The organism is Parabacteroides hominis, from assembly GCF_014287585.1.
Classification (GTDB): domain Bacteria; phylum Bacteroidota; class Bacteroidia; order Bacteroidales; family Tannerellaceae; genus Parabacteroides; species Parabacteroides hominis.
Map to the genome: position 1 here is coordinate 16552 of NZ_JACOOJ010000038.1, position 20381 is coordinate 36932.

Annotated in this window: 18 protein-coding genes; 12 read left to right on the forward strand and 6 right to left on the reverse strand. The window is 51.4% G+C overall.

Annotation, left to right across the window (positions count from 1 at the left end):
• Positions 1-39: 39 nt before the first annotated feature.
• From H8S65_RS16985 to H8S65_RS17005, 5 genes are all read right to left on the reverse strand, one after another.
• Positions 40-2133, reverse strand: coding sequence for a BACON domain-containing protein (locus H8S65_RS16985; RefSeq protein ID WP_186931053.1), 2094 nt, complete (start codon positions 2131-2133; stop codon positions 40-42).
• A gap of 91 nt (positions 2134-2224) precedes the next feature.
• A complete protein-coding gene (locus H8S65_RS16990) occupies positions 2225-3283 on the reverse strand; it encodes a FimB/Mfa2 family fimbrial subunit (RefSeq protein WP_186931054.1) in 1059 nt (352 codons plus the stop codon).
• Positions 3261-3848, reverse strand: coding sequence for an OmpA family protein (locus tag H8S65_RS21145; protein WP_255489298.1), 588 nt, complete (start codon positions 3846-3848; stop codon positions 3261-3263). Before H8S65_RS21145 ends, H8S65_RS16990 begins: the two co-directional genes overlap by 23 nt.
• 671 nt (positions 3849-4519) lie before the next feature.
• Positions 4520-5107, reverse strand: a complete 588-nt coding sequence (locus H8S65_RS17000; RefSeq protein WP_186931056.1) for a DUF3575 domain-containing protein — start codon at positions 5105-5107, stop codon at positions 4520-4522.
• A gap of 230 nt (positions 5108-5337) precedes the next feature.
• Positions 5338-6357 carry a tyrosine-type recombinase/integrase gene (locus H8S65_RS17005; protein ID WP_186931057.1) on the reverse strand — a complete coding sequence of 340 codons (1020 nt, stop codon included), beginning with the start codon at positions 6355-6357 and terminating at the stop codon, positions 5338-5340.
• Between the two features lie 1271 nt (positions 6358-7628).
• Here H8S65_RS17005 and H8S65_RS17010 point away from each other — a divergent pair.
• The 12 genes from H8S65_RS17010 to H8S65_RS17065 all read left to right on the forward strand — a co-directional run bounded on the left by H8S65_RS17010 (position 7629) and on the right by H8S65_RS17065 (position 20009).
• A complete protein-coding gene (locus H8S65_RS17010; protein ID WP_186931058.1) occupies positions 7629-8606 on the forward strand; it encodes an Rpn family recombination-promoting nuclease/putative transposase in 978 nt (325 codons plus the stop codon).
• 218 nt (positions 8607-8824) lie between these two features.
• On the forward strand, positions 8825-9697 hold the full coding sequence (locus H8S65_RS17015) for an Rpn family recombination-promoting nuclease/putative transposase (RefSeq protein ID WP_186931059.1): 873 nt from the start codon (positions 8825-8827) through the stop codon (positions 9695-9697).
• A gap of 107 nt (positions 9698-9804) precedes the next feature.
• Positions 9805-10998: a saccharopine dehydrogenase family protein gene (locus tag H8S65_RS17020; RefSeq protein ID WP_186931060.1), complete on the forward strand. Its 1194-nt coding sequence runs from the start codon at positions 9805-9807 to the stop codon at positions 10996-10998.
• A gap of 33 nt (positions 10999-11031) precedes the next feature.
• Positions 11032-12045, forward strand: coding sequence for a radical SAM protein (locus tag H8S65_RS17025; RefSeq protein WP_186931061.1), 1014 nt, complete (start codon positions 11032-11034; stop codon positions 12043-12045).
• A gap of 9 nt (positions 12046-12054) precedes the next feature.
• On the forward strand, positions 12055-12513 hold the full coding sequence (gene bcp / locus H8S65_RS17030) for a thioredoxin-dependent thiol peroxidase (RefSeq protein WP_186931062.1): 459 nt from the start codon (positions 12055-12057) through the stop codon (positions 12511-12513).
• 6 nt (positions 12514-12519) lie between these two features.
• Positions 12520-13599, forward strand: coding sequence for a recombinase RecA (gene recA / locus H8S65_RS17035; RefSeq protein WP_186931063.1), 1080 nt, complete (start codon positions 12520-12522; stop codon positions 13597-13599).
• 75 nt (positions 13600-13674) lie between these two features.
• Positions 13675-14634 carry a GNAT family N-acetyltransferase gene (locus H8S65_RS17040; RefSeq protein ID WP_186931083.1) on the forward strand — a complete coding sequence of 320 codons (960 nt, stop codon included), beginning with the start codon at positions 13675-13677 and terminating at the stop codon, positions 14632-14634.
• Between the two features lie 7 nt (positions 14635-14641).
• Positions 14642-15280 carry a PIG-L deacetylase family protein gene (locus H8S65_RS17045; protein WP_186931064.1) on the forward strand — a complete coding sequence of 213 codons (639 nt, stop codon included), beginning with the start codon at positions 14642-14644 and terminating at the stop codon, positions 15278-15280.
• Positions 15281-15294: 14 nt separating this feature from the next.
• Positions 15295-16611, forward strand: a complete 1317-nt coding sequence (gene vimE, locus H8S65_RS17050; RefSeq protein WP_186931065.1) for a UDP-2,3-diacetamido-2,3-dideoxy-alpha-D-glucuronate deacetylase VimE — start codon at positions 15295-15297, stop codon at positions 16609-16611.
• Positions 16608-17849: a glycosyltransferase gene (locus tag H8S65_RS17055; RefSeq protein WP_186931066.1), complete on the forward strand. Its 1242-nt coding sequence runs from the start codon at positions 16608-16610 to the stop codon at positions 17847-17849. The genes vimE and H8S65_RS17055 overlap by 4 nt, the downstream gene beginning before the upstream one ends.
• A 5-nt stretch (positions 17850-17854) precedes the next feature.
• The gene (locus H8S65_RS17060; RefSeq protein ID WP_186931084.1) at positions 17855-18985 is read left to right on the forward strand and encodes a glycosyltransferase family protein; all 1131 of its coding nucleotides are present in this window, start codon (positions 17855-17857) and stop codon (positions 18983-18985) included.
• Positions 18972-20009 carry a class I SAM-dependent methyltransferase gene (locus H8S65_RS17065; protein ID WP_186931067.1) on the forward strand — a complete coding sequence of 346 codons (1038 nt, stop codon included), beginning with the start codon at positions 18972-18974 and terminating at the stop codon, positions 20007-20009. The genes H8S65_RS17060 and H8S65_RS17065 overlap by 14 nt, the downstream gene beginning before the upstream one ends.
• On the opposite strand, the gene H8S65_RS17070 is transcribed toward H8S65_RS17065, so the two are convergent.
• Positions 19893-20357 carry a 2-amino-4-hydroxy-6-hydroxymethyldihydropteridine diphosphokinase gene (locus tag H8S65_RS17070; RefSeq protein ID WP_186931068.1) on the reverse strand — a complete coding sequence of 155 codons (465 nt, stop codon included), beginning with the start codon at positions 20355-20357 and terminating at the stop codon, positions 19893-19895. The genes H8S65_RS17065 and H8S65_RS17070 overlap by 117 nt on opposite strands.
• Positions 20358-20381 lie beyond the last annotated feature (24 nt).

A 20381-nucleotide genomic window follows, 5' to 3' on the forward strand; every position in this document is an offset into this window, starting at 1 on the left:
TTATACTATTTTTTGTTTATTCTTTTATTTCTTTTTATTCTACTCATTGGCAGGTCCCTCTGCCTGCGAGAAGGTGATTGTCTGGAAGATCTTTTCATCGATCGTGTTCACGATCGTGACTTTTGCCGAGCGGACTCCGGCTCCTGCTGTCTGCGCTTCGGCTTTCAGCATGAAATAGCCGTTGAAAACGCCTTTGTCGTCGTAGGTGTAATCACTGCCATCTACCTGTACCAGCGACAGCCATGTATCACCATCTTCAATTTTGACTTCCCACGCTGTCGTAGCCTTTACTTTCACCTGACGTTCTCCGTCATGCTCGGCAATAGTTTTATCCGCGAAACCGTCTGCCGGAATATTCACGTTGCCTTTGCTCAGGCCGATACAAGCCACCTGGATCGAACCGAGGTTGCGCGCTGCCTGGCGAACGACCAGTTTCTGGACGAGGTCGGTTTCGAACGCTCCTCCCTGTGCAATCGTAATCGTCACTGTGTCGACACGTTCGTTTTCCGTGGCATTCGCCTCCGGAACGATCGAGAATACGGCAGAATTCCTTCCTTCAAAATTGGAACCATCCCCGGCGGCGTCTCTCAGTCCGGTAGCTTCTTTTCCGAAAGTGAACCAATCGGCGGAAGCGGTCTTTGTAGCCGTCCATGTAGTACCTTCAGGAGCAGCAACGCTGACATTAATAGAATCGGTCTTTTCGCCGGAGAAGCTCAACAGGTTACCGGCTACGGCTGCGCCCGAAAGGTCGAGGTAGCGGCCTGTTGCCTCATCCTGTGCTGCTTGTTTGACGATAAGCGGCTGGCGGATGGAAGGACGGCGCACGTTCTGTACCATCACCACTCCCTGGCGCGCTTCTTTGCTGCTCGGGTTGGGAAGCAAGGTCGTCACTTTGAATGCCTTCTGCACTTCGCCCGACGGGATTTCACTCACGCCGATCCAGTCTTTGGCAGCCTCGTCAACAACCAGTTTCCATTCGCCATCGGCAGCCACGTTGATCGTTACCGAATCCGTCAAGGTCGGTTCGGCATCGACAGACAAGGTGTTATCGGCAAAAATCGTAGCAAAGTCTTCGTCTGCGCTCAGCTTGATCGTGCCGTCGCCGGTATTCACGTTAACCGTATCGCCCGACACCCATTCCTTCACCGTCAGCGTCGCGGTCAACTCGCCGAAGCCCATGTCTTCCACCATCACGAGGTAGCGATTGTTCGCTTCGATAGAGATGAAGGGGTCGCCCTCAGCAGCGGCGGTGTAGTTCTTGAACGTCACGGGCAACACCTGTGCGGCATTCGTCACCAGGTCTTTTCCTGCAAGCGACAAGGAGAGGCCCGTGCCATCCGTTTTCGCGGTCGGATAGAGGTAGAAGACGCTGTTGGTCTCGCCGGCGTTCGAGTTTGCAAGCGCCGTAAAGTCGATCACAGGCATCTTGCCCTCGAGCAGGGGAGCCTCATAGCCGTCGATCGGGAACAAAGGCACGTTGGCAGGCACATTGTCCAAGACGACAGTCTGGATCACGAAACGGGAAGTCTCGCTGTTGTTCCGGATGTCGAAACGGGCCATACGGCGCTCCAGATCCACGTCGATACCGTTGCCGGCGGCATCGGTAATGGCACTTGCCACATCCGGTAAATTCTTCTGCCCGCTCATCAGCATCGGGCAGGCGATATGTCCTTTCAGCGTGTTTGACATCTTCGCTTTGAACAGCGTCGTGTCGGTTTCATGCAGCACGAGGCTGTCGAGCGAAAGATGTTCGCGGCCGTTGGCCACGAAGAAGAAAGCCTTGTTGTTACCGGCCGGGACGGAGATATTAGCCGTGTACTTCGAAGCGTTCGGAATCAGTTCATACCCTTCGCCGCTGCGGAAGATTTCTTCCAGCACCATCGGCTTAGGAGAAGCAGCACTCAAGCTGTCCTCTCCGAACACATAGATGTCGAGCGTCTTCAATTCGTTTTCAGCTTCCGAGGCAGTTGCCGAATAGGGAACCACGCCTTGCGCCGTTCCCGGAAACACGAATGTCAACTGCCGGGACACAGCGAGATGGTCGCCCCCGCCTCCTGGAAAAGGATCATTGTCTTCGCTACAGGATGCCATCATCAGCCCTGCAAGCGCCATCAAATAATACTTTTTTTTCATAAATTATAAAATTAAGTTGTTTATACTATGGCAGCTCTGTTTTGCCGCCTTCATTTCGTTATGTTGCTATGTTGTCATTTTTTCCCGATTCTCAAATCATCCCCCCTATCGTTCCTCCGTCGTTCCAATCGCTCACCTTGGCTGACATCACGATGATGCCGCCATCGGCATCCACCTCCACCACCAAGCTGAATTCCTGGCGGAGGTTGCGGTCGAGGTCGATCTGCATCGTGCGGAAATACTTCTCCAGGTCGATCTCGCGAAGCAGGGGCACGCCGCCGCCATAAAGCTGCAACACCGGGTGATCGGCCGAGGCGAGGCGGTAGGTCACGAACTGCACGCTGACGGTGCGCGTGATATCCATCTTCGCCGCGACTTTGCAGGTCGCAGGGAGGCAGCCTGCCGGACGTCCGGGGATGTAATACCAAACGCCCGACCGCGTCAGCCCTCCGCTGCCATCGTCAGAGGCATAGGTCGAATAGGCGGAACCTTTCACCTCGAATTCGGGCTGGAAGCGGTACTCCGGGTATATGCCGGCGAGCGTCATATACCAGTCGCCCGTATCGGCAGGAGCACGCCCTTTCCATTTCACCGTGACGTCGAGTTTCAGGTGCGCATGCACCATGTCCACACGCCCCCGGCTGACGCCCCGTTCGGCGATCCGGAAATCGGCATAGCCGTAATAGAGCTTTTCAGTCGATGCCAACACCGCCCCGCCGCCGGCGCGCGCGCCTTTGCCGCCAAACGGACGGTCGGCATAGAGGCAGACGTCTTCGAGCCGCGTCTCCCCTATCTTCGTCTCGCTTATCCGGCTGCAACTGTCGAGGTTGCCCCACGCCACCAGCGTGTAGCGGCCCGGTGGGAGTCCCAACTCCGCCGCCACGTTCTTTTTAGAAGAGATCTCACGCCTGTGGCAGAGTATGCCGAGAGAGTCGAACATGAACTCGTCCATGCGGTACACATAGTCCGGCAAGACATTCGCCTGGCCTGTGCCCGTGTACCAGTATTCGAGCCGCGCGTTGTAGGGGCATTCCGCCAGGTCGCCGTCGATGTCGCACGCCACGGGCGCCAAAAGAAGCCACAACAGCGAAGCGACGCACAGCCGCAAGGCGCACGGGCGATCGGGATTATGCCGGGACTTCTGTTTCATCGTTTTTTATTTGTTCATTATACAATATATGTATCTCCAAGCGTCTCAGCCGGGGGAAAAGCTCATGGAGCATCTCTTTGTAGGGCCTGCCCCCGTCTAACTCCATCAGGAAGCGTTCGCGCCCTTCGAAGACACCGTAGTTGTCGATGATGAAAAGGGCGGCCTTTTCGTAAGGCTTCCCCCGGAGCAGGGGCCGCAGCCCTTCCCAGTCTTCCGCCACCCAAGCCAACCGCAAGGGATAGTCCTGCAAGCCGTACGAACGCGTCAGGTAGGACTTGAAACCTGTCGAACGCGCTTTGGCAAGCGTCTCGTTGTTATAGTAAGGCCCGTCGGGCGAAGCATAGCCGGTGATGCGTATCTCCTTGATCTGCACATGCGGGTTGCCCAGCAGCGGGGCGAGCAGCTTGTCGACCTTGCGAAGCTCGGCGTTGTTGTTGCCAAAGAGCGGGTCGACAGCGGAGCCGCCGCGCGGGTAATCGATGTAGAGCGTAGCCGAGGCGTGCCGCTCGACAGGGACGACGGCGACAGCTTGTTTATAAGGCTCCGGCACGGCGACGGGCGCCATCCGGGCAGGTTCGCGCCGGAGGGTATCGACCGCGACGGCGGGCTTTGGCGGCTTTGGCGCCTGTCCCGTCTTTTCTGGCTGCGCCTCCGCCAACAGCTCGCAGGGAGACGGCAGGTCGATATCGGCCGTCAGGACCTCGTCGGCCAACAGCCACTCCGTGCAGCAATCGCGACCCGCCTGCCTCAGGACGAGCGAAGCATGCTCCATCCACGAAGCGTAGGGGAGGCTGACAAGGTAGCGCAGCGTATAATCGTTCCTCTTCCTTCCGCATATCCAGACATGATAAGGGACAGGGCGGTTGCGGTCCGGATCGACCGCCTCCTCGCGGCGATCGAAACGGGCGCGCCTGCTGCCGGAAAACACCACCGGAGGCAGCGCAACCCGCTTCTTTCCGCGCCTGAGTGAAGGGGTTAGTATCAAGGATTCGCCCGAAGGGATCGAAATCCCCTGGGCGCGGATCGTCAGGTCTATGCGCACGCTGTCGTCGCTCACCGTCAGGCTGCGCGGGACGAAGCGGATCGCGTCCTGGGACAGGGCGGGAGATGCATTGCTTAGCATGAACAGGAGGATGCCAATCAAGCCTAACACACGCGTCAGCCCCCGTTCCCGCGCTCGACGCAGGATCGCATCCGACCCGACCCTATTCGTGTTATCTTCCTGTTTCATGGCAATCAATGTATTATATAGATAAAAGAGATCCCTAACCGCGTAGGGCCGATGAAATGCCGTTTGTAGCGTCCCATCAGTTCGGCGCATTCGGCACATACGTATTTATCGTACTCCAGGTAGGTGTGCCCCACCCCAAGCATCAGCTCCAACCCCCAACGTCGCCCTATCGCAAAATGATAGCCGTAGGAAACGCCCCCGCCGTAAAGCTCGCCCCGGTAGGTATAGGTGTCCAGACCCGGCAAAAAAGGGATCTGCCCGATATTATAGCGGCTGAAATGGCCATGCAGGCCGAAAAAATGCCCTTCGAAACTTTTACAGGGCCAATAGCGCAGTTCGGGTTGCACCAACCAGTGACGCAGGCTCATGCCGTCGGGGAAAAATGTCCAGGCATTGTAGTTGCCCGACACTTCCAACGACCACTTACGGGCAAGCGCAACCTCCACCCCTAAGTTGGGCGTCGTTGTCAACCAATAGAGCGCATTCGTCCGGGCCGCCACTTGTTGTCCGTAGCTCACAGACGACAAGCAGAGCAGCAAACCAAGCAATGTGAATTTTTTCAGGATATTCCTTCCGATTTCTTTTGTATTCATATCATTTCCCCTATACTTTTTGTCCCTTTCTTGGTAAGAAAGAGACAAAAGAAATTAGACAAGCGGAACTTTCTGAATTTCAAAAAATTAAAAAGGAACTTCTGGAAAAATTAAAGCTCTTGGAAAGTATTTTCGCCCTTGATGCGGATTAGAGTTTGCTTTATTTTGTTATGATTTTTTTGTTTATATCATAATAACCTGTACATTTGCAGAAACATAAGCGTTGACGGTCAACGCTGCCGGAAGTTAATTCTATGCCTTGTCTCTTTCTTACCAAGAAAGGGACATTTTTTATTTTTCCCTTTCTTTTTTTTCTTTTTCCGGCGGACCAGGCGGTTCAACATCTCCTCATTGGCATTATCAATGACATGCGAAGGCATCCCTTTCATATAAATGCGGGTTACGCGTTCCGAGCTATGTCCGAGTCCCTGGCTGATGATAGATGTATTCATCCCGCAGGCTTCCGTCAGCGACGCCCATGTATGGCGTGCCACGTAAGTCGTCAACGGCTGCGTGATACCCAATTCTTTGCCTATCAGCTTCAAATGCCGGTTCAACCGTCGCAAAGAGCTTTTCTCGTCAAGCTCCCCTTCCCCCCGCTTGTTCTCCCGGAGGAAAGGAAAAACATATTCGCTTTCGGGATTGCCGTGCTTTTCGATCAAGCGCTTTACTTCAGAGACAATCTTCACCTGCAACGCCGCCCCCGTTTTGCTACGTCTGTAATAGATGTAATCGCCGTGGATATCCGACTTCTTCAGGTTATACACATCCACGAAGCACATGCCCCTGGTATAGAAAAGGAACAGGAAAACATCACGCGCCCATATCCGCCCGGCTTTGACGCCCGGACGTTCCCCATAGCCGACCAACTTATCCAGATCCCCCTCCGAGAGCGACCGTTTAGAAGTAGGCGGGACTGAAGGAGCAAGCCCTCTGAACGGGTCCTTATCACTAAAAGCAATGAGCTTCTCCTTCCTGGCAAGTCCATACAGCGCACGCAGATAGCGCAAATAGTAATTCACACTGCTTGCTTTCAGGTTGCCCCGGCCCGAAAGCCATTCCACAAACCCCTGCACCCATTCCTCCGTGATTGCCGACAAGCAGAACTTCTCCGCCTGCCGGTCCAGATATTTACTCACCATGCGCCACGTACTCTGATAGTTCGATGCCGTAGTCCCTTTACCGCTACTGCACAACCATTCTATATGACGCCCGAAATAAAAAAACAATGTTACCGTCTTTACTGCCATATCATAACCATTAAAAACTAAATATAAGCAACAAAAACGACTTCCCCATAGTTCCACCCCCACCCCCCCCCTTCCCCCATAATTACAGCTCCCACCCCATAATTATAGTTTCCTCCACCTCATAGTTATAGTCCCCTCCCCTCATAGTTATGCTTCCCTCCCCTCATAGTTATAGTCCCCCCATCCCATAGTTATGAACCGAAAAAAGCATAACCCCCCAGCCCAAAAATACTTATAAAAGTGCCCCCCTCTTTTGCCGTCTGCTTCAGCAGACGGTTAAAAGATTCAGAGGCAAAGCCTCTTCCTCTGTGGGTTTTAACCCCTTTCATAGATTGCATTAATCACCTATCCGCCGGCAAAAGAAAACCTGCGGCACAAGACGCTGCCTTGTCTGTTTGCTCACCCATAAATCATTATTTATGTTTCATATCTGCTAAAATATGAGTCTGATAGACGCAAATATAATTTTGACGCGGATGACTCGAATAACGCGGATAAGAAAATATGTATCAGGTGTTTAATCCGCGTTATTCGCGAAATCCGCGTCAAGAAATCCTGTTTATTTATTTTAATCTGCGTCTATCAGACTCAAACCTCGTATGTGAAGTTGTTCCTATAGATGCCTGTCGCTTCCCGAAAAGGTCGGCATCGGTTGCCGGATAGATGCCTGCCTTTTTGCTGCTACCCTATAGGTTTTCCCCGGACAGGCTAAAGGCTGTATTTTTTAGCCTATAACCTATATTTTATGGGACAGGAACCAATCCGATCCCTTATATGACAAAACTAAAAAACAGGGTTCACGGCGGTAAAAGACTAATGGCCAGCGATTTGTTGTGAAGGCTGTGAAGGCTGTGAAACCGGATTACGATCAGCCAATCCTATCGATCGATCCCGACTTTTTTTATCTTGCATTCACAGGGTTCACAGCAACATGCTGATCTACAGAGTCCCCCGAATAGTGTGAACCCTAATTAAATAAAATAACCAGGGGGTATTTAGAGGATAATCTAAGAAAAACTGAACCTATATTTTAGGCACGGATTTCACGGATTACACGGTTTTAATATGTTTTGAAAAAAACTTCTTGCCGTGTAATCCGTGAAATCCGTGCCTAAAATTGGTTCAAATCTGCCAGTATCCGAAATATTCTCCCCGATCCGTTGCCCGTACATAAATAATATGTATATTTGTGGAATAAGTAGATTAAGTAATAACTAATTAAAACAGTAACTATGAAAGAGAAAGAGTCAGATCTGAAAATCATGTAAGAGATGGAAAGAAAAAAGTTGCAGGACAGGTATATTCGCTTCGACTGGGCCATCAAGCGTTTGTTGCGCCAGAAGGCAAACTTCGATGTGCTCGACGGTTTCCTGACCGTCATGTTGAACGAAGAAATCAAGATCGTCGAAATCCTCGAAAGCGAAGGCAACCAGGAAAGCGCCGACGACAAGTTCAACCGCGTCGACATCAAAGCCTTGAACAGCAAAGGCGAAATCATCCTCGTAGAAATCCAGAACACACGCGAACTGCATTACTTGGAACGCATCCTCTACGGCGTGGCCAAAGCCATCACCGAACATATCTCCATAGGTGAAGGCTACGAGAAAATCAAGAAAGTCTACTCCATCAGCATCCTTTATTTCGACATCGGCATCGGGACAGATTATATCTATCACGGCCAGAACCATTTCATCGGCGTGCATACGGGCGACCACCTGCGTGTCAACACGCGCGAACGCGATGTCCTCGTCTCTCGCCTTCCCGCCGAAATCTTCCCCGAATATATCCTGGTCCGTGTAAACGAGTTCGACAAAGTGGCTCTCACCCCTTTGGACGAATGGATCGAATACCTGAAAGACGGCACGATCCGTCCGGACACGACCGCACCGGGCCTGAAAGAAGCCCGCGAGAAGTTAAAATACTACTCGATGTCGCCCCAGGAACGCCTCATCTACGACCGCCACCTCGACGCCATCATGATCCAAAACGACGTGATCGACACCGCCAAATGGGAAGGGAGAATAGAAGGCAAAGCCGAGGGAAAAGCGGAAGGAAAAGCGGAGGGGAAAGCGGAAGGAATCGCCGAAGGAAAAGCCATAGGCCTTGCTGAAGGTGAGGCGAAAGGGAAAGCAGAAGGCATTGCCGAAGGTATGCGCCAGGTCGCTGCCAGAATGAAAGATACAGGTGTAGACATCGCTACCATTGCAAAGTGCACCGGCTTAAGCGAAGAAATAATCCGGTCTTTATAAAGAAGGTAAGCCTTGTGGCGCAACCTCTCTTTTGCCGTCTGCTTCAGCAGACGGATAGGTGATTGTTCCCGGCTTTGCCTCTAAATCCTTTAAACCGTCTGCTGAAGCAGACGGCAAAAGAAAGCCTGAATGCTCTGTAAATGAAATATATTACCATATTTTCCCGCATCTCACTTTTTTATCGTATCTTTGTTTGCAACAATAAAATAGAATTAACTATGAAGTATCTTAATCCACGTGCCGACCTGACGTTCAAACGTATCTTCGGCGAGCATCCCGATTTAGTTATCAGTTTGCTCAATGCTTTGCTGCCTCTGAAAGAGAAGGAGGAAATAGAAGAAATCGAATACCTGCCTTCCGAGATCGTGCCGGACAACCCGTTGCGCAAATATAGTATTGTGGACGTACGATGCCGTGACAAGCAAGGGCGCCAATTTTTAGTCGAGATGCAAATGCTCTGGTCCCCAGAGTTCCGACAGCGCGTCCTCTTCAATGCCTCCAAGGCCTATGTGCACCAATTAGAAGCCGGCCAGAAGTACGAGTTGTTGCAACCCGTCTATTCATTGAACTTGGTCAACGAAGTGTTCGAGCCGGAATTGCCGGGCTATTACCATCATTATGCAATGGTGCACGTGGAGCATACGGAACGCATCATCGAAGGGCTGCAACTGATATTTGTCGAACTCCCCAAATTCACCCCGCACACCTATGCCGAAAAACGCATGCAGGTGCTGTGGCTCCGTTTCCTGACCGAGATAGACGAACACACGCGCTACGTACCGGAAGAATTGCAAGCCGAACCGGAAATCAAAAAAGCCCTGACCGTACTGGAAGAATCAGCTTTCACCGACGAAGAACTCTACCAGTACGAAAAATTCTGGGACATCATCAGCGTCGAAAAAACGCTCTACAGCAGTGGGGAACGGAAAGGTCGAGAGGAAGGTATAGAGGTAGGAAGGGCCGAAGGCATGAAAGAAGGAGAGGTCAAAGGCATGAAAAAAGTAGCTGCCAACATGAAACAGAGAGGCATGAACATAGAAGACATTGTCGCCTGTACAGGCTTGGACGAAGATGTGATCCGGGCCTTATAAAAGGTTTTATCCCGGCTTTGTCCGATTATCCAAAGATTCATCGTATATTTGCCGTTAGGTTCAGAACCTTGTAAACTGTATATTAACAAGATTAATTCTATTAGTAAATGGGAAGAGTATTAGTGATTGGTGCAGGGGGCGTTAGCTGCGTTGCTGTTAAGAAGATCGCGATGAACGCGGATGTCTTTACCGATATCATGGTTGCCAGCCGCACGAAAAGCAAGTGCGACCGGATTGCCGCCGATATCAAAAATGTGAAGGTACAAACAGCACAGGTAGACGCGGACAACGTGGAAGAACTCACTCGCTTGTTCAACGCCTTCAAACCGGACTTAGTCGTAAACTTGGCTTTGCCCTATCAGGACCTCCACATCATGGACGCCTGCCTGGCATACGGTGTCAGCTATCTCGACACGGCCAACTACGAACCGCTGGACGAAGCTAAATACCAATACAGCTGGCAGTGGGCATACAAGAAACGTTTCGAGGATGCCGGCCTGACCGCTATCTTAGGCTGCGGGTTCGATCCGGGCGTAACGGGTGTATATACGGCTTACGCGGCCAAACATCATTTCGATGAAATCCAATACCTGGATATCGTGGATTGCAATGCCGGAGACCATCATAAAGCATTTGCAACCAACTTCAACCCGGAAATCAATATCCGCGAGATCACCCAGCGGGGCAAATACTTCGAAGACGGGGAATGGAAGGAGACAGACCCGCTGTCCGTACACAAACCGTTGAACTACCCGAACGTAGGTCCGAAGGAATCCTACCTGATGTACCACGAAGAGTTGGAAAGCCTGACCAAGAACTTCCCGACGATCAAACGCGCACGCTTCTGGATGACCTTCGGACAGGAATACCTGACTCACCTGCGGGTGATCCAGAACATCGGTATGTCCCGCATCGATCCGATTATGTATAACGGACAGGAGATCGTCCCGATCCAGTTCCTGAAAGCCGTACTCCCTAATCCGGGTGACTTGGGTGAAAACTATACGGGCGAAACCTCCATCGGTTGCCGCATCCGCGGTATCAAGGATGGCAAGGAGATGACCTACTACGTTTATAATAACTGTAGCCACCATGCCGCCTACCTGGAAACAGGCGCACAAGGCGTAAGCTACACCACCGGCGTCCCGGCCATGATCGGAGCCAAACTGTTCATGCAGGGCGTTTGGAAAAAGCCGGGGGTTTGGAACGTGGAAGAGTTCGATCCCGATCCGTTCATGAAGGAACTGAACGAACAGGGGTTGCCCTGGCACGAACTGTTCAATGTAGACCTGGAACTGTAATCGACAGACAATTGACAACGGACAATTGACAACGTGCGTAACATTTATAACATACTACGTCTCGGTACGCAAATCAAAAGCAGAAGGCTCAAACTATTGGGCCTCTGGTTGTTTCATGTGTTAGGCAAACGGTATATCGGCGTTTTTCTCGATCCGGTGCTGGCCTGTAACTTCCGCTGCAAGATGTGTTATTTCAGCGACGAGGAAAAAAGGAAAAGCCTGCGGGGAACCCTCAGATATGAAGAGATAGAAGCCATTGCCGGAAGCCTGTTCCACCGCGCCCTGAAACTTCAGGTCGGCTGCGGGGCGGAACCGACTTTGCACAAGGACCTGGTAAAGATCATCGCACTGGGCAAACGGCACGATGTCCCTTACGTCTCACTCACGACAAACGGGAACCTGTTGACTAAAGAGTTGTTGGCCGCTGCCGTAGAAAACGGGCTGGACGAACTGACGCTCTCGGCACATGGTTTTACACGCGAAACATACGAACATCTGATGACGAACGGCAAATTCGACTTGTTCCGCAAGCTGCTCGCCAACGTCGCAGAAGTGAAGAAACAGCATCCGCAGTTCAAGTTACGCATCAATTATACGATCAACAACGACAACCTCGAAGAACTAAGCCGGATATGGGAAGTCGTCGGCGACGAACTGGATATCCTGCAACTCCGTCCGATACAGAAGATCGGAGAAAGCGAATACCAGGATTTCGACCTGACTAATATCTATGCGAGGTATGACGCCGTACTGGTTCCGCTAATCGAAGAATGCCGCCGCAGGCATATCACCTGCCTGGCTCCCGGCAAGCAGAACATCATCGTACTGGAGGAAAACGAGGCGGATGACAACAGTATCGAAAAGATTACATACTGCTATGTCTCTCCCCAGGAATGCTGGCAAGATGATTTCGACTACCGGACGGAAACATTCGAGTCGTATGCCGCCAGCCATCGCATGGGAAGAAAACTGCTCTGGAAAGTATTCGGACGGAAAGCCCGCCGGAAAACGGATGTAACGCGCAAGATGAACTATAACATCAAGTAATATAAATATATGGCAATACAAATAGGAGATAAAGCTCCCGAAGTTCTGGGCCTCGACCAGAACGGGAAAGAGATAAAGCTGAGCGATTTCAAAGGCAAGAAGTTAGCGCTCTATTTCTACCCGAAAGACAATACCAGCGGTTGTACGGCGGAAGCATGCAGCCTGCGGGACGGCTACAAGGAATTGCAGGCTGCAGGCTACGAAGTAGTGGGCGTCAGCAAAGACAGCGCCAAATCTCATCAGGGATTTATCGCAAAACAGGAACTTCCTTTCAGCCTCATCGCTGATACGGATACGGCCCTGCAACAGCAGTTCGGGGTATGGGCAGAAAAAAAACTGTACGGACGTTCATACATGGGGACTCTCCGTACCACCTTTATTATCAATGAAGACGGCATCGTTACCGACATCATAGGCCCGAAAGAGGTGAAGACTAAAGACCATGCAAATCAGATCCTTAATCTATAAAAGGAAATGGCAAAAGAAGATTTATTCGAAGAAGGCAAGCAGCCTGCAGCCGAGAAACCGGCTGTAAACGCAGACAAGTTAAAAGCGCTTCGCGCAGCAATGGACAAGATCGAGAAAAACTACGGTAAAGGTTCGATCATGAAGTTGGGCGACGAAAGTGTCGAAAATATCGAAGTGATCCCGACAGGCTCTATCGCCCTGAACGCAGCATTGGGCGTAGGCGGCTATCCCAAGGGACGTGTGATCGAAATCTACGGACCGGAATCGTCCGGTAAGACGACGCTGGCGATCCATGCGATTGCGGAGGCCCAAAAACTGGGTGGCATCGCGGCATTTATCGATGCGGAACATGCTTTCGACCGTTTTTATGCCGAGAAGTTGGGGGTAGACGTCGAAAACCTCTGGATCTCTCAGCCGGACAATGGCGAGCAGGCTTTGGAAATTGCCGAGCAACTGATCCGTTCGTCCGCCGTGGACATTATCGTGATCGACTCGGTTGCCGCCCTGACTCCGAAAGCGGAAATCGAAGGCGATATGGGGGAAAGCAAAATGGGGTTGCAGGCACGATTGATGTCACAGGCGCTTCGCAAGCTGACGGCTGCGATCAATAAGACCAACACGACTTGCATATTCATCAACCAGTTGCGCGACAAGATCGGCGTGATGTTCGGCAATCCCGAAACGACTACCGGTGGTAACGCGTTGAAGTTTTATGCCTCTGTCCGCCTGGATATCCGCAGTATCGGCAAACTGAAAGACGGCGACGATATCAAAGGCAACCAGGTGCGCGTAAAAGTGGTCAAGAACAAGGTCGCCCCTCCTTTCCGGAAAGCAGAGTTCGACATCATGTTCGGCGAAGGCATCTCCAAAGCCGGCGAAATCATCGACCTGGCCACGGACCTCAACATCGCCAAGAAAAGCGGTTCCTGGTACAGCTATAACGACACGAAGTTGGGACAGGGACGAGACGCTGCCAAACAGTGCATTGCCGACAATCCCGAACTGGCAGACGAATTGTCCGCTCTCATATTTGAATCTTTAAAAGCAGGCAATCTCCCGGCAAAGAAAGGTTCGTCAAAAGAGTAAGCAACAGTCGGAACATAAAAGTGGAAAGTCATTCTTTCGCCGGTAAATGGGGATTTGCCGGCGAAACTTAAATCAATCGACATGAAAGACAAATACCATCTGCTTTGTAATACAGAAACGAGTATTCCCATCTTTTCCCGTGACTGGTGGCTCGATGCGGTTTGTGGCAAAGATAAATGGGAGGTCTTGTTAGTCGAAGAAAAAGAAAGGATTACGGCAGCGATGCCCCTTTACATCCCCCGGCAGGGAATCGTCTCGATGCCCTCTTACACACAAACAATGGGCCCCTGGTTCGCACCCGAATCCGAAGATACCAAATACACCAAAGCATTAGGCCGCCGGCAAACTTTATGCAAACGACTGCTAAACGCGCTTAAACCCTATCCGTATTTCCTTCAGAATTTCCATTACGCAATCACCGACTGGCTCCCTTTCTACTGGGAAGGTTACCGGCAAACAACACGCTACACCTATCTGCTGAAGGATATCCGAAACACGGAAGCAATGCAGGAAAATATGAGTTCCAACATCCGCCGGAACATCACTAAAGCCAGGGACAAATATCGTATCACGGTAAAAAAAGGGATTCCTGTCGAAGAATTCTTGCAGGTGCAAGCCCGAACATTCGAACGTCAGCAGGCCATAAACAAAGAAGATACGGAAATACTGATCAAACTGATCGACATCTGCCGCAGACGGAACCAGGGCGATCTATGGGGCGGCTACGACGAACAAGGGCGTTTGCATGCTGCCGCTTTTGTCGTCTGGCAAGAAAGCTCCGCCTGGTATCTGGCCGGCGGAGGAGATCCGGCTCTACGGGAGTCCGGGGCGCACAGCCTGATATTGTGGGAATGTATCCGTTACGTTTCGCAATTCACGAACGTATTCGACTTCGAAGGTTCCATGATTCCGGGAGTCGAACGCTTTTTCCGTGAATTCGGCGCAATTCAAACCCCCTTCTTCACAATAACCAAAGGAAAATTAAGTTTATTAAATAGAGCCTGTTTAAAAATAGGAAGGATAATAAACAGATAGATAATTTATGATACTGAACAGTTATAATAATATACTGGTTTTGGCTCCCCATACGGACGACGGGGAATTAGGGCTGGGGGGAACCATAAGCAAACTGATCGAACTGGGAAAGAAAGTGACCTATGTCGCTTTTTCGACCGCCCAACAGTCCGTGCCCGAAGGTTTCCCGAAAGATATTTTGAAAACGGAAGTCAAGAAAGCGACCGCCCAATTGGGGATATCGCCGGAAAACCTCATCATCTACAATTACGAAGTCCGTAAACTCGGATATGTGCGGCAGGAGATATTGGAAGAACTGATCCGCCTCAAAAAAGCGAACAGCTTCGACCTGGTCTTCATCCCCAGCCTGCACGACATCCACCAGGACCATACGACCATCGCCCAGGAAGGTCTACGCGCTTTCAAAAACACGACGCTGCTGGGCTACGAGCTGATCTGGAACAACCTGACATTCAACACGCAATGTTTCGTCGAACTAAACCGGGAGCACATCCAGGCCAAAGTCGAAGCATTGAAGGCATACGAATCACAAGGAGCACGAGACTATCTATCCGAAGCGTTTATCTTTTCGTTAGCAAAAACACGCGGCGTACAAGCAGGCTGTCCTTATGCAGAAGCATTCGAGGTGGTCCGTCTGTTCCTGTAAAGCTGTAAGACTGTATGAAAACCGTTATTTCTTATATCGTCAAATTCCTGATAGGAGGAGAAAAGGCCGGTGCGCTGAGCAGCCTTGTCGGTTACACATCGGACCCGAACAAATTCTCCCGCTACCGCGTAGTCATCATCCCCTCCCCTTTCTTCCGGGACGAAGTTTACGGGACAGACGGGTCCATGCCCAAACTGCCGTTGGAGGAAATAGAAGGCGTACCCCTGCTTTTCGGTTCTTCCAAAGTGGAATGGCAGGGCGATACCTGGGTGGTGCATGCCGACATCATCGCCAGCGCCTATTTCCTGCTGACGCGGTATGAAGAAATACGGAGACGAAACGTACGGGACATTCATGGCCGTTTCCCCGGAAAAGAGTCCCTGCCCTTCAAAGCCGGATTCATCCATCGTCCGGTAGTCGACGAATACGGCAGGCTGTTGCGCCGCTGGTTACGCCAGGCACGCGTACAATCAGCCGTCGAGCCGGCCCCGCGCATACAAAAAGTATGGCTGACACATGATGTTGACGCTCCTTTCTATTGCCGTACGTTCCGCAACCTGATACGGGAAACGGTCAGAGGCACGGGGCCGATACAAGCCTGGAAAATGTTCAACGGCCCGTTACAGGAAGATCCGTTCTACACATTCCCCTGGCTCTTGGAACAACGAAACGAATTAAAGGCGGCTATCGGAAAAGGCCGGTGCGAATCCCTGTTCTTTATCAAGTCCGGCGGATCATCCGTCTATGACAAGCCCCGCTATAAACTGTGTTCGAAAGATTTGCAAGAGCTATTACTCCTTTGTAAAACCGAAAAAGCACGGATCGGGCTGCATACCAGTTACGATGCCGGCAAAAACCCGGCACTCATCTCGACGGAGAAAGAGCTGCTGGAGAGGCAAACCGGGAAACCTGTCATTTACAACCGGCATCATTACCTGGCATCACGCGAACCGGAAGATATGGCATGGCTGGAAAAGGCCGGAATAACGGACGATTTCACGATGGGCTATCCGGACGTTGCCGGTTTCCGCCTCGGCACTTCCCGCCCGGTGCATTGGATTAACCCGGAGAACAAACGCATCTCGCCGCTCGTCCTCCACCCGCTGACAATCATGGAATGCAGCCTGAACGAGCCGGTTTATATGAACCTCGGCTACGAGGATGCGCTTGCCTGCTCGATACAGCTTGCCAAACAGGTGGCGCGTGCCAACGGCGAACTGGTGCTGCTCTGGCATAACGACTCCGTCACCACCCGGATCAAGGCGAATGTATCTGTCGACTGGCAACGAAAACTATTCGCCGCCATCATTGAAGAATTGATAAAATCATGAAGATACTGATATTATGTGATATGTTTCCCCCTGCATTCGGACCGCGAATGGGCTATTTATGCAAATACATGAAGCGGGCCGGATGGGAGCCTGTCGTCGTCACCGAGCAAATCGATGACAACACCTTTTCTTTCCTGAAGGGGGAAACGCCTGTCACATATGTGAATTTCTTTCGCTCCAAAGGGAAAATACTGCAAAAGGCAGAATGGATATGCGTATTCATACTCGATTACCTGTTCCACTATAAAGATAAAAAGATGGCAAAAGCCGCCTCCCGTTTGCTGGAAGAAGGGGGCTATGCCGGCATCTTGTGCAGTTCGTACCGGGCTTTCCCGCTGCCTGCCGCCCGGTATGTGGCAGAAAAATACCATCTGCCGTTAGTAATCGACCTGCGGGATATAGTCGAGCAATATGCCTCCAACGAATATATCGCCCACAACTTCCGCACCTTTCCCTGGCTGGACAGAAAGATCACGGCGGCATTCCGCCACAAACTGTTACGGGACAGGAACAACGCGTTGAGAAAGGCGGATCGGGTCACGACCATTTCCCCCTGGCATGTGGAAAAGCTCAAAGCATACAACCCTGATACGGAGTTGGTCTACAACGGTTACGATCCGGAGCTTTTCTATCCCGAACGACACCGGACCTCCCGATTCGTCATCACCTATACCGGGCGTTTGATCAGCTTGGCGACACGCGACCCCCGGTTGCTTTTCGAAGCCGTCAGCCGGTTGGATCGCGAAAAGCTCATCGATCCGGACCGGTTCCGCATCCAATGGTATGTCGACGACGGGTCAAAAGCGATCATCAGGCAGGCGGCAGCCGATTACCCGGTCGCCCGCTATGTGGATTTTTTCGGTTATGTCCCCGCCTCCGAGATCCCCGGCGTGTTGAACCGCAGTTCCATCCTGCTGCAACTCGCCAATACCTTTGCATCCGACGGGCCCAAAGGATTTATGACTACCAAGCTCTTCGAGTCGATGGCTGTCGGAAAACCTTTACTCTGCGTAAAGAGCGACGAAAGTTGCCTCGAAGCCACCATCCGGGAAACCCGTTCCGGACTGGCAGCCCGGACAGCCGAAGAGGCCTATCGCTTCATCCTGCACCATTATCGGTTCTGGCAGGATAACGGATACACGCATGTAGATACGGACAAAGAAATTGTGGAACGTTTCTCCCGTAAAAAACAAGCTGAACAATTTATGCGTATCTTTACCCGGCTAAACAGCAAATGACAGACATGGAAAGGCATCTGAACATTATAGCTTTCAATATCCCCTGGCCTCCCAACTACGGGGGGGTCATCGATGTATATTATAAGATGAAGGCCCTGCACCGGTGCGGCGTAAAGATCGTCCTGCACTGTTTCGAATACGAACGTGCGCATTCGCCCGAACTGGAAGCCATCTGCGAAAAGGTATATTACTACAAGCGGCATACGGGGTTGCGCGCCAACATAACCCTGCTGCCCTACAACGTATATAGCCGCAAACATCCTGACCTGATCGCCAATCTGCTGAAAAACGATTACCCGATCCTGTTCGAAGGGCTCCATTGCTGTTATTACATAAACGATCCGCGACTGAAAGACCGGAAAAAGATTTACCGGGAAGCAAACATCGAACACGACTACTATTTTCACCTGGCAAAGGCGGAGAAGCATCCGGTCCGGAAAAGTTTCTTCCGGATAGAGGCTTGGCGATTCAGGCACTATCAGAAAACACTGAAACATGCGGACCTGATTATCGCCGTGTCGACCACCGATGCCGATTACCTGCGCCGCCAATTCCCCGGCAAGCCGGTCGAGTTCATGCCTTGCTTCCACACCAACGACCAAATCACGGTCGAGCCGGGTTCGTCCGGTTTTATCCTCTATCATGGCAAATTGTCCGTGATCGAAAATACGCAGGCTGCCCTCTTCCTCATCCGGAACGTGTTCAGCAAACTGGATTGCCGTTGCATCATTGCCGGCATGGACCCGCCCGCCTCGTTGTCGAAAGCGGCGGCTCCCTATCCGAATATCCGCATCGAAGCCAATCCGCCGGAAGAACAGATGAACCGGTTGATACACGATGCACAGATACACGCCCTGATCACCTTCCAGGCGACCGGGTTGAAACTGAAACTGCTGAACAGCCTCTTTGCCGGACGTCATACGGTGGTCAACCGGCTGATGGTGGCGGGCAGCGGGCTGGAACAGCTTTGCCATATCGCCGACACCCCGGACGAAATGATCCGCATCTGCCGGGAATTGATGCAGACCGATATGGCCCCGGAGCTGATCGAACAACGCCGCGACTTGCTTTATCCGACTTATTCCAATCAATATCAAGGCGAACATCTAAAGTATCTTATTTATGGGAACAGATAATATAATGAAAATCCTAACGGATTTTGAACAGAAAATAATAAAGATCGATTTCGATAAACTGCCGATCAGCGACTATAACAAAAAATATATAGCCGACCTGAAATCAGCTAATAACTACTACATAAACATATACGCCCTTGTTCGAATCGTTGTGAACTCGATCTCGCCATTGAAAGAGGAAGAACTTGTCATGGTAGATTATGGAGGGGGCTGTGGTTTTTTCAGCATCCTGATGAAAATGTTCGGAGTCCACAAGGTCATTTACATCGACCGGAACCCCAACTCCGTAAAGACAGTAGAAGAGGTGAGCAAAGCATTCGGAACCGGACCGGACGTGATCATCTGCGGTGATTCGCCCGAACTGGTCGCATGGTGCAGGGACAACCATGTAAAGCCGCACCTTGTCGTCGGGCTCGATGTGATCGAACATATTTACAACCTCCGGCATTTCTTCGCCGACATCTCCTCGCTCGGCCAAAATCTGGGCTTAGTCTTTATGACCGGCTCCAACCCGATGAATTTCTGGAAATGCAGAAAACTCAGGAAAGAAATGGATGCCTATGAAAAAGGAAAGGCCGTCACTCCCAACTATTACACGAAAAGGCTGGAGTTCATCAAGCAAAACCATCCGGATATGGAGGAAAGCAAAGCCCATGAATATGCGGCTATCACCCGCGGGATGAACTATGAGGACATCCGGTATTTCATCAAATCGAACAACTACAGCGGAACCGGTGCTGCAACGTTAACCGGATATCAGGACGAGCACAACACCTGCGACCCGGAAACCGGCAATTATATGGAACGCATCCTCCCGCTTGAGGAATATTGTCTCTATCTGTCAGATAAAAAAGACGGATTGTTCCTTATACAAGTGGGGTTCTACAACCCCTTCGGAAAAAACAAGCTAAAGAGCCGGTGTGCCAGAATCGCCAATAAACTGATCATGAGCACCGGTACTTGGGGAATACGCATCGCCCCTTTCATCATCATGGCATCCATCCGCAACAGAACGGAAGAGTAGTTGCACATACTCCTTTTCCCAATCGGCAGGTTTCAGGATTGTCCCGTTCCAAAAAAGCAGGTCTATATCGATCGGGATCTGCCCTTTCTGTTTGCTGTCCGGCATGCGCCCCAATCGTTTTTCCATGTCCTTCAAAGCCCGTTCCACCTCTTCCTGCGAAGCCTCCGTACCGGCAACAGCCACCTGGTTCAGGAACAAGCCGGAACCGGGCAAACCTACCGGCTCCGTATAAGCCGCTTCGGAGAACCGGATCGTGCCGAAATAGCCACGCAACAGGCCAACCGCCGACTTCAGGTTCGCCTCGCAATCCGTATTGGACCCCAAACATAATATAACGTTGTTACGCATAGTCGTATTTTAAAGCTTTTACGG

What these genes read in the sequence shown, in the direction of transcription:
- H8S65_RS21145 (WP_255489298.1), bottom strand. Translation starts at nt 3,848, where the DNA reads ATGGCGCCCGTCGCCGTGCCGGAGCCTTATAAACAAGCTGTCGCCGTC.
- H8S65_RS17015 (WP_186931059.1), top strand. Translation starts at nt 8,825, where the DNA reads ATGAAGTATCTTAATCCACGTGCCGACCTGACGTTCAAACGTATCTTC.
- H8S65_RS17060 (WP_186931084.1), top strand. Translation starts at nt 17,855, where the DNA reads ATGGAAAGGCATCTGAACATTATAGCTTTCAATATCCCCTGGCCTCCC.
- H8S65_RS17070 (WP_186931068.1), bottom strand. Translation starts at nt 20,357, where the DNA reads ATGCGTAACAACGTTATATTATGTTTGGGGTCCAATACGGATTGCGAG.
- H8S65_RS17010 (WP_186931058.1), top strand. Translation starts at nt 7,629, where the DNA reads ATGGAAAGAAAAAAGTTGCAGGACAGGTATATTCGCTTCGACTGGGCC.
- H8S65_RS16990 (WP_186931054.1), bottom strand. Translation starts at nt 3,283, where the DNA reads ATGAAACAGAAGTCCCGGCATAATCCCGATCGCCCGTGCGCCTTGCGG.
- H8S65_RS17065 (WP_186931067.1), top strand. Translation starts at nt 18,972, where the DNA reads ATGGGAACAGATAATATAATGAAAATCCTAACGGATTTTGAACAGAAA.
- H8S65_RS17045 (WP_186931064.1), top strand. Translation starts at nt 14,642, where the DNA reads ATGATACTGAACAGTTATAATAATATACTGGTTTTGGCTCCCCATACG.
- H8S65_RS17020 (WP_186931060.1), top strand. Translation starts at nt 9,805, where the DNA reads ATGGGAAGAGTATTAGTGATTGGTGCAGGGGGCGTTAGCTGCGTTGCT.
- H8S65_RS17005 (WP_186931057.1), bottom strand. Translation starts at nt 6,357, where the DNA reads ATGGCAGTAAAGACGGTAACATTGTTTTTTTATTTCGGGCGTCATATA.
- recA (WP_186931063.1), top strand. Translation starts at nt 12,520, where the DNA reads ATGGCAAAAGAAGATTTATTCGAAGAAGGCAAGCAGCCTGCAGCCGAG.
- H8S65_RS17000 (WP_186931056.1), bottom strand. Translation starts at nt 5,107, where the DNA reads ATGAATACAAAAGAAATCGGAAGGAATATCCTGAAAAAATTCACATTG.
- vimE (WP_186931065.1), top strand. Translation starts at nt 15,295, where the DNA reads ATGAAAACCGTTATTTCTTATATCGTCAAATTCCTGATAGGAGGAGAA.
- bcp (WP_186931062.1), top strand. Translation starts at nt 12,055, where the DNA reads ATGGCAATACAAATAGGAGATAAAGCTCCCGAAGTTCTGGGCCTCGAC.
- H8S65_RS16985 (WP_186931053.1), bottom strand. Translation starts at nt 2,133, where the DNA reads ATGAAAAAAAAGTATTATTTGATGGCGCTTGCAGGGCTGATGATGGCA.
- H8S65_RS17055 (WP_186931066.1), top strand. Translation starts at nt 16,608, where the DNA reads ATGAAGATACTGATATTATGTGATATGTTTCCCCCTGCATTCGGACCG.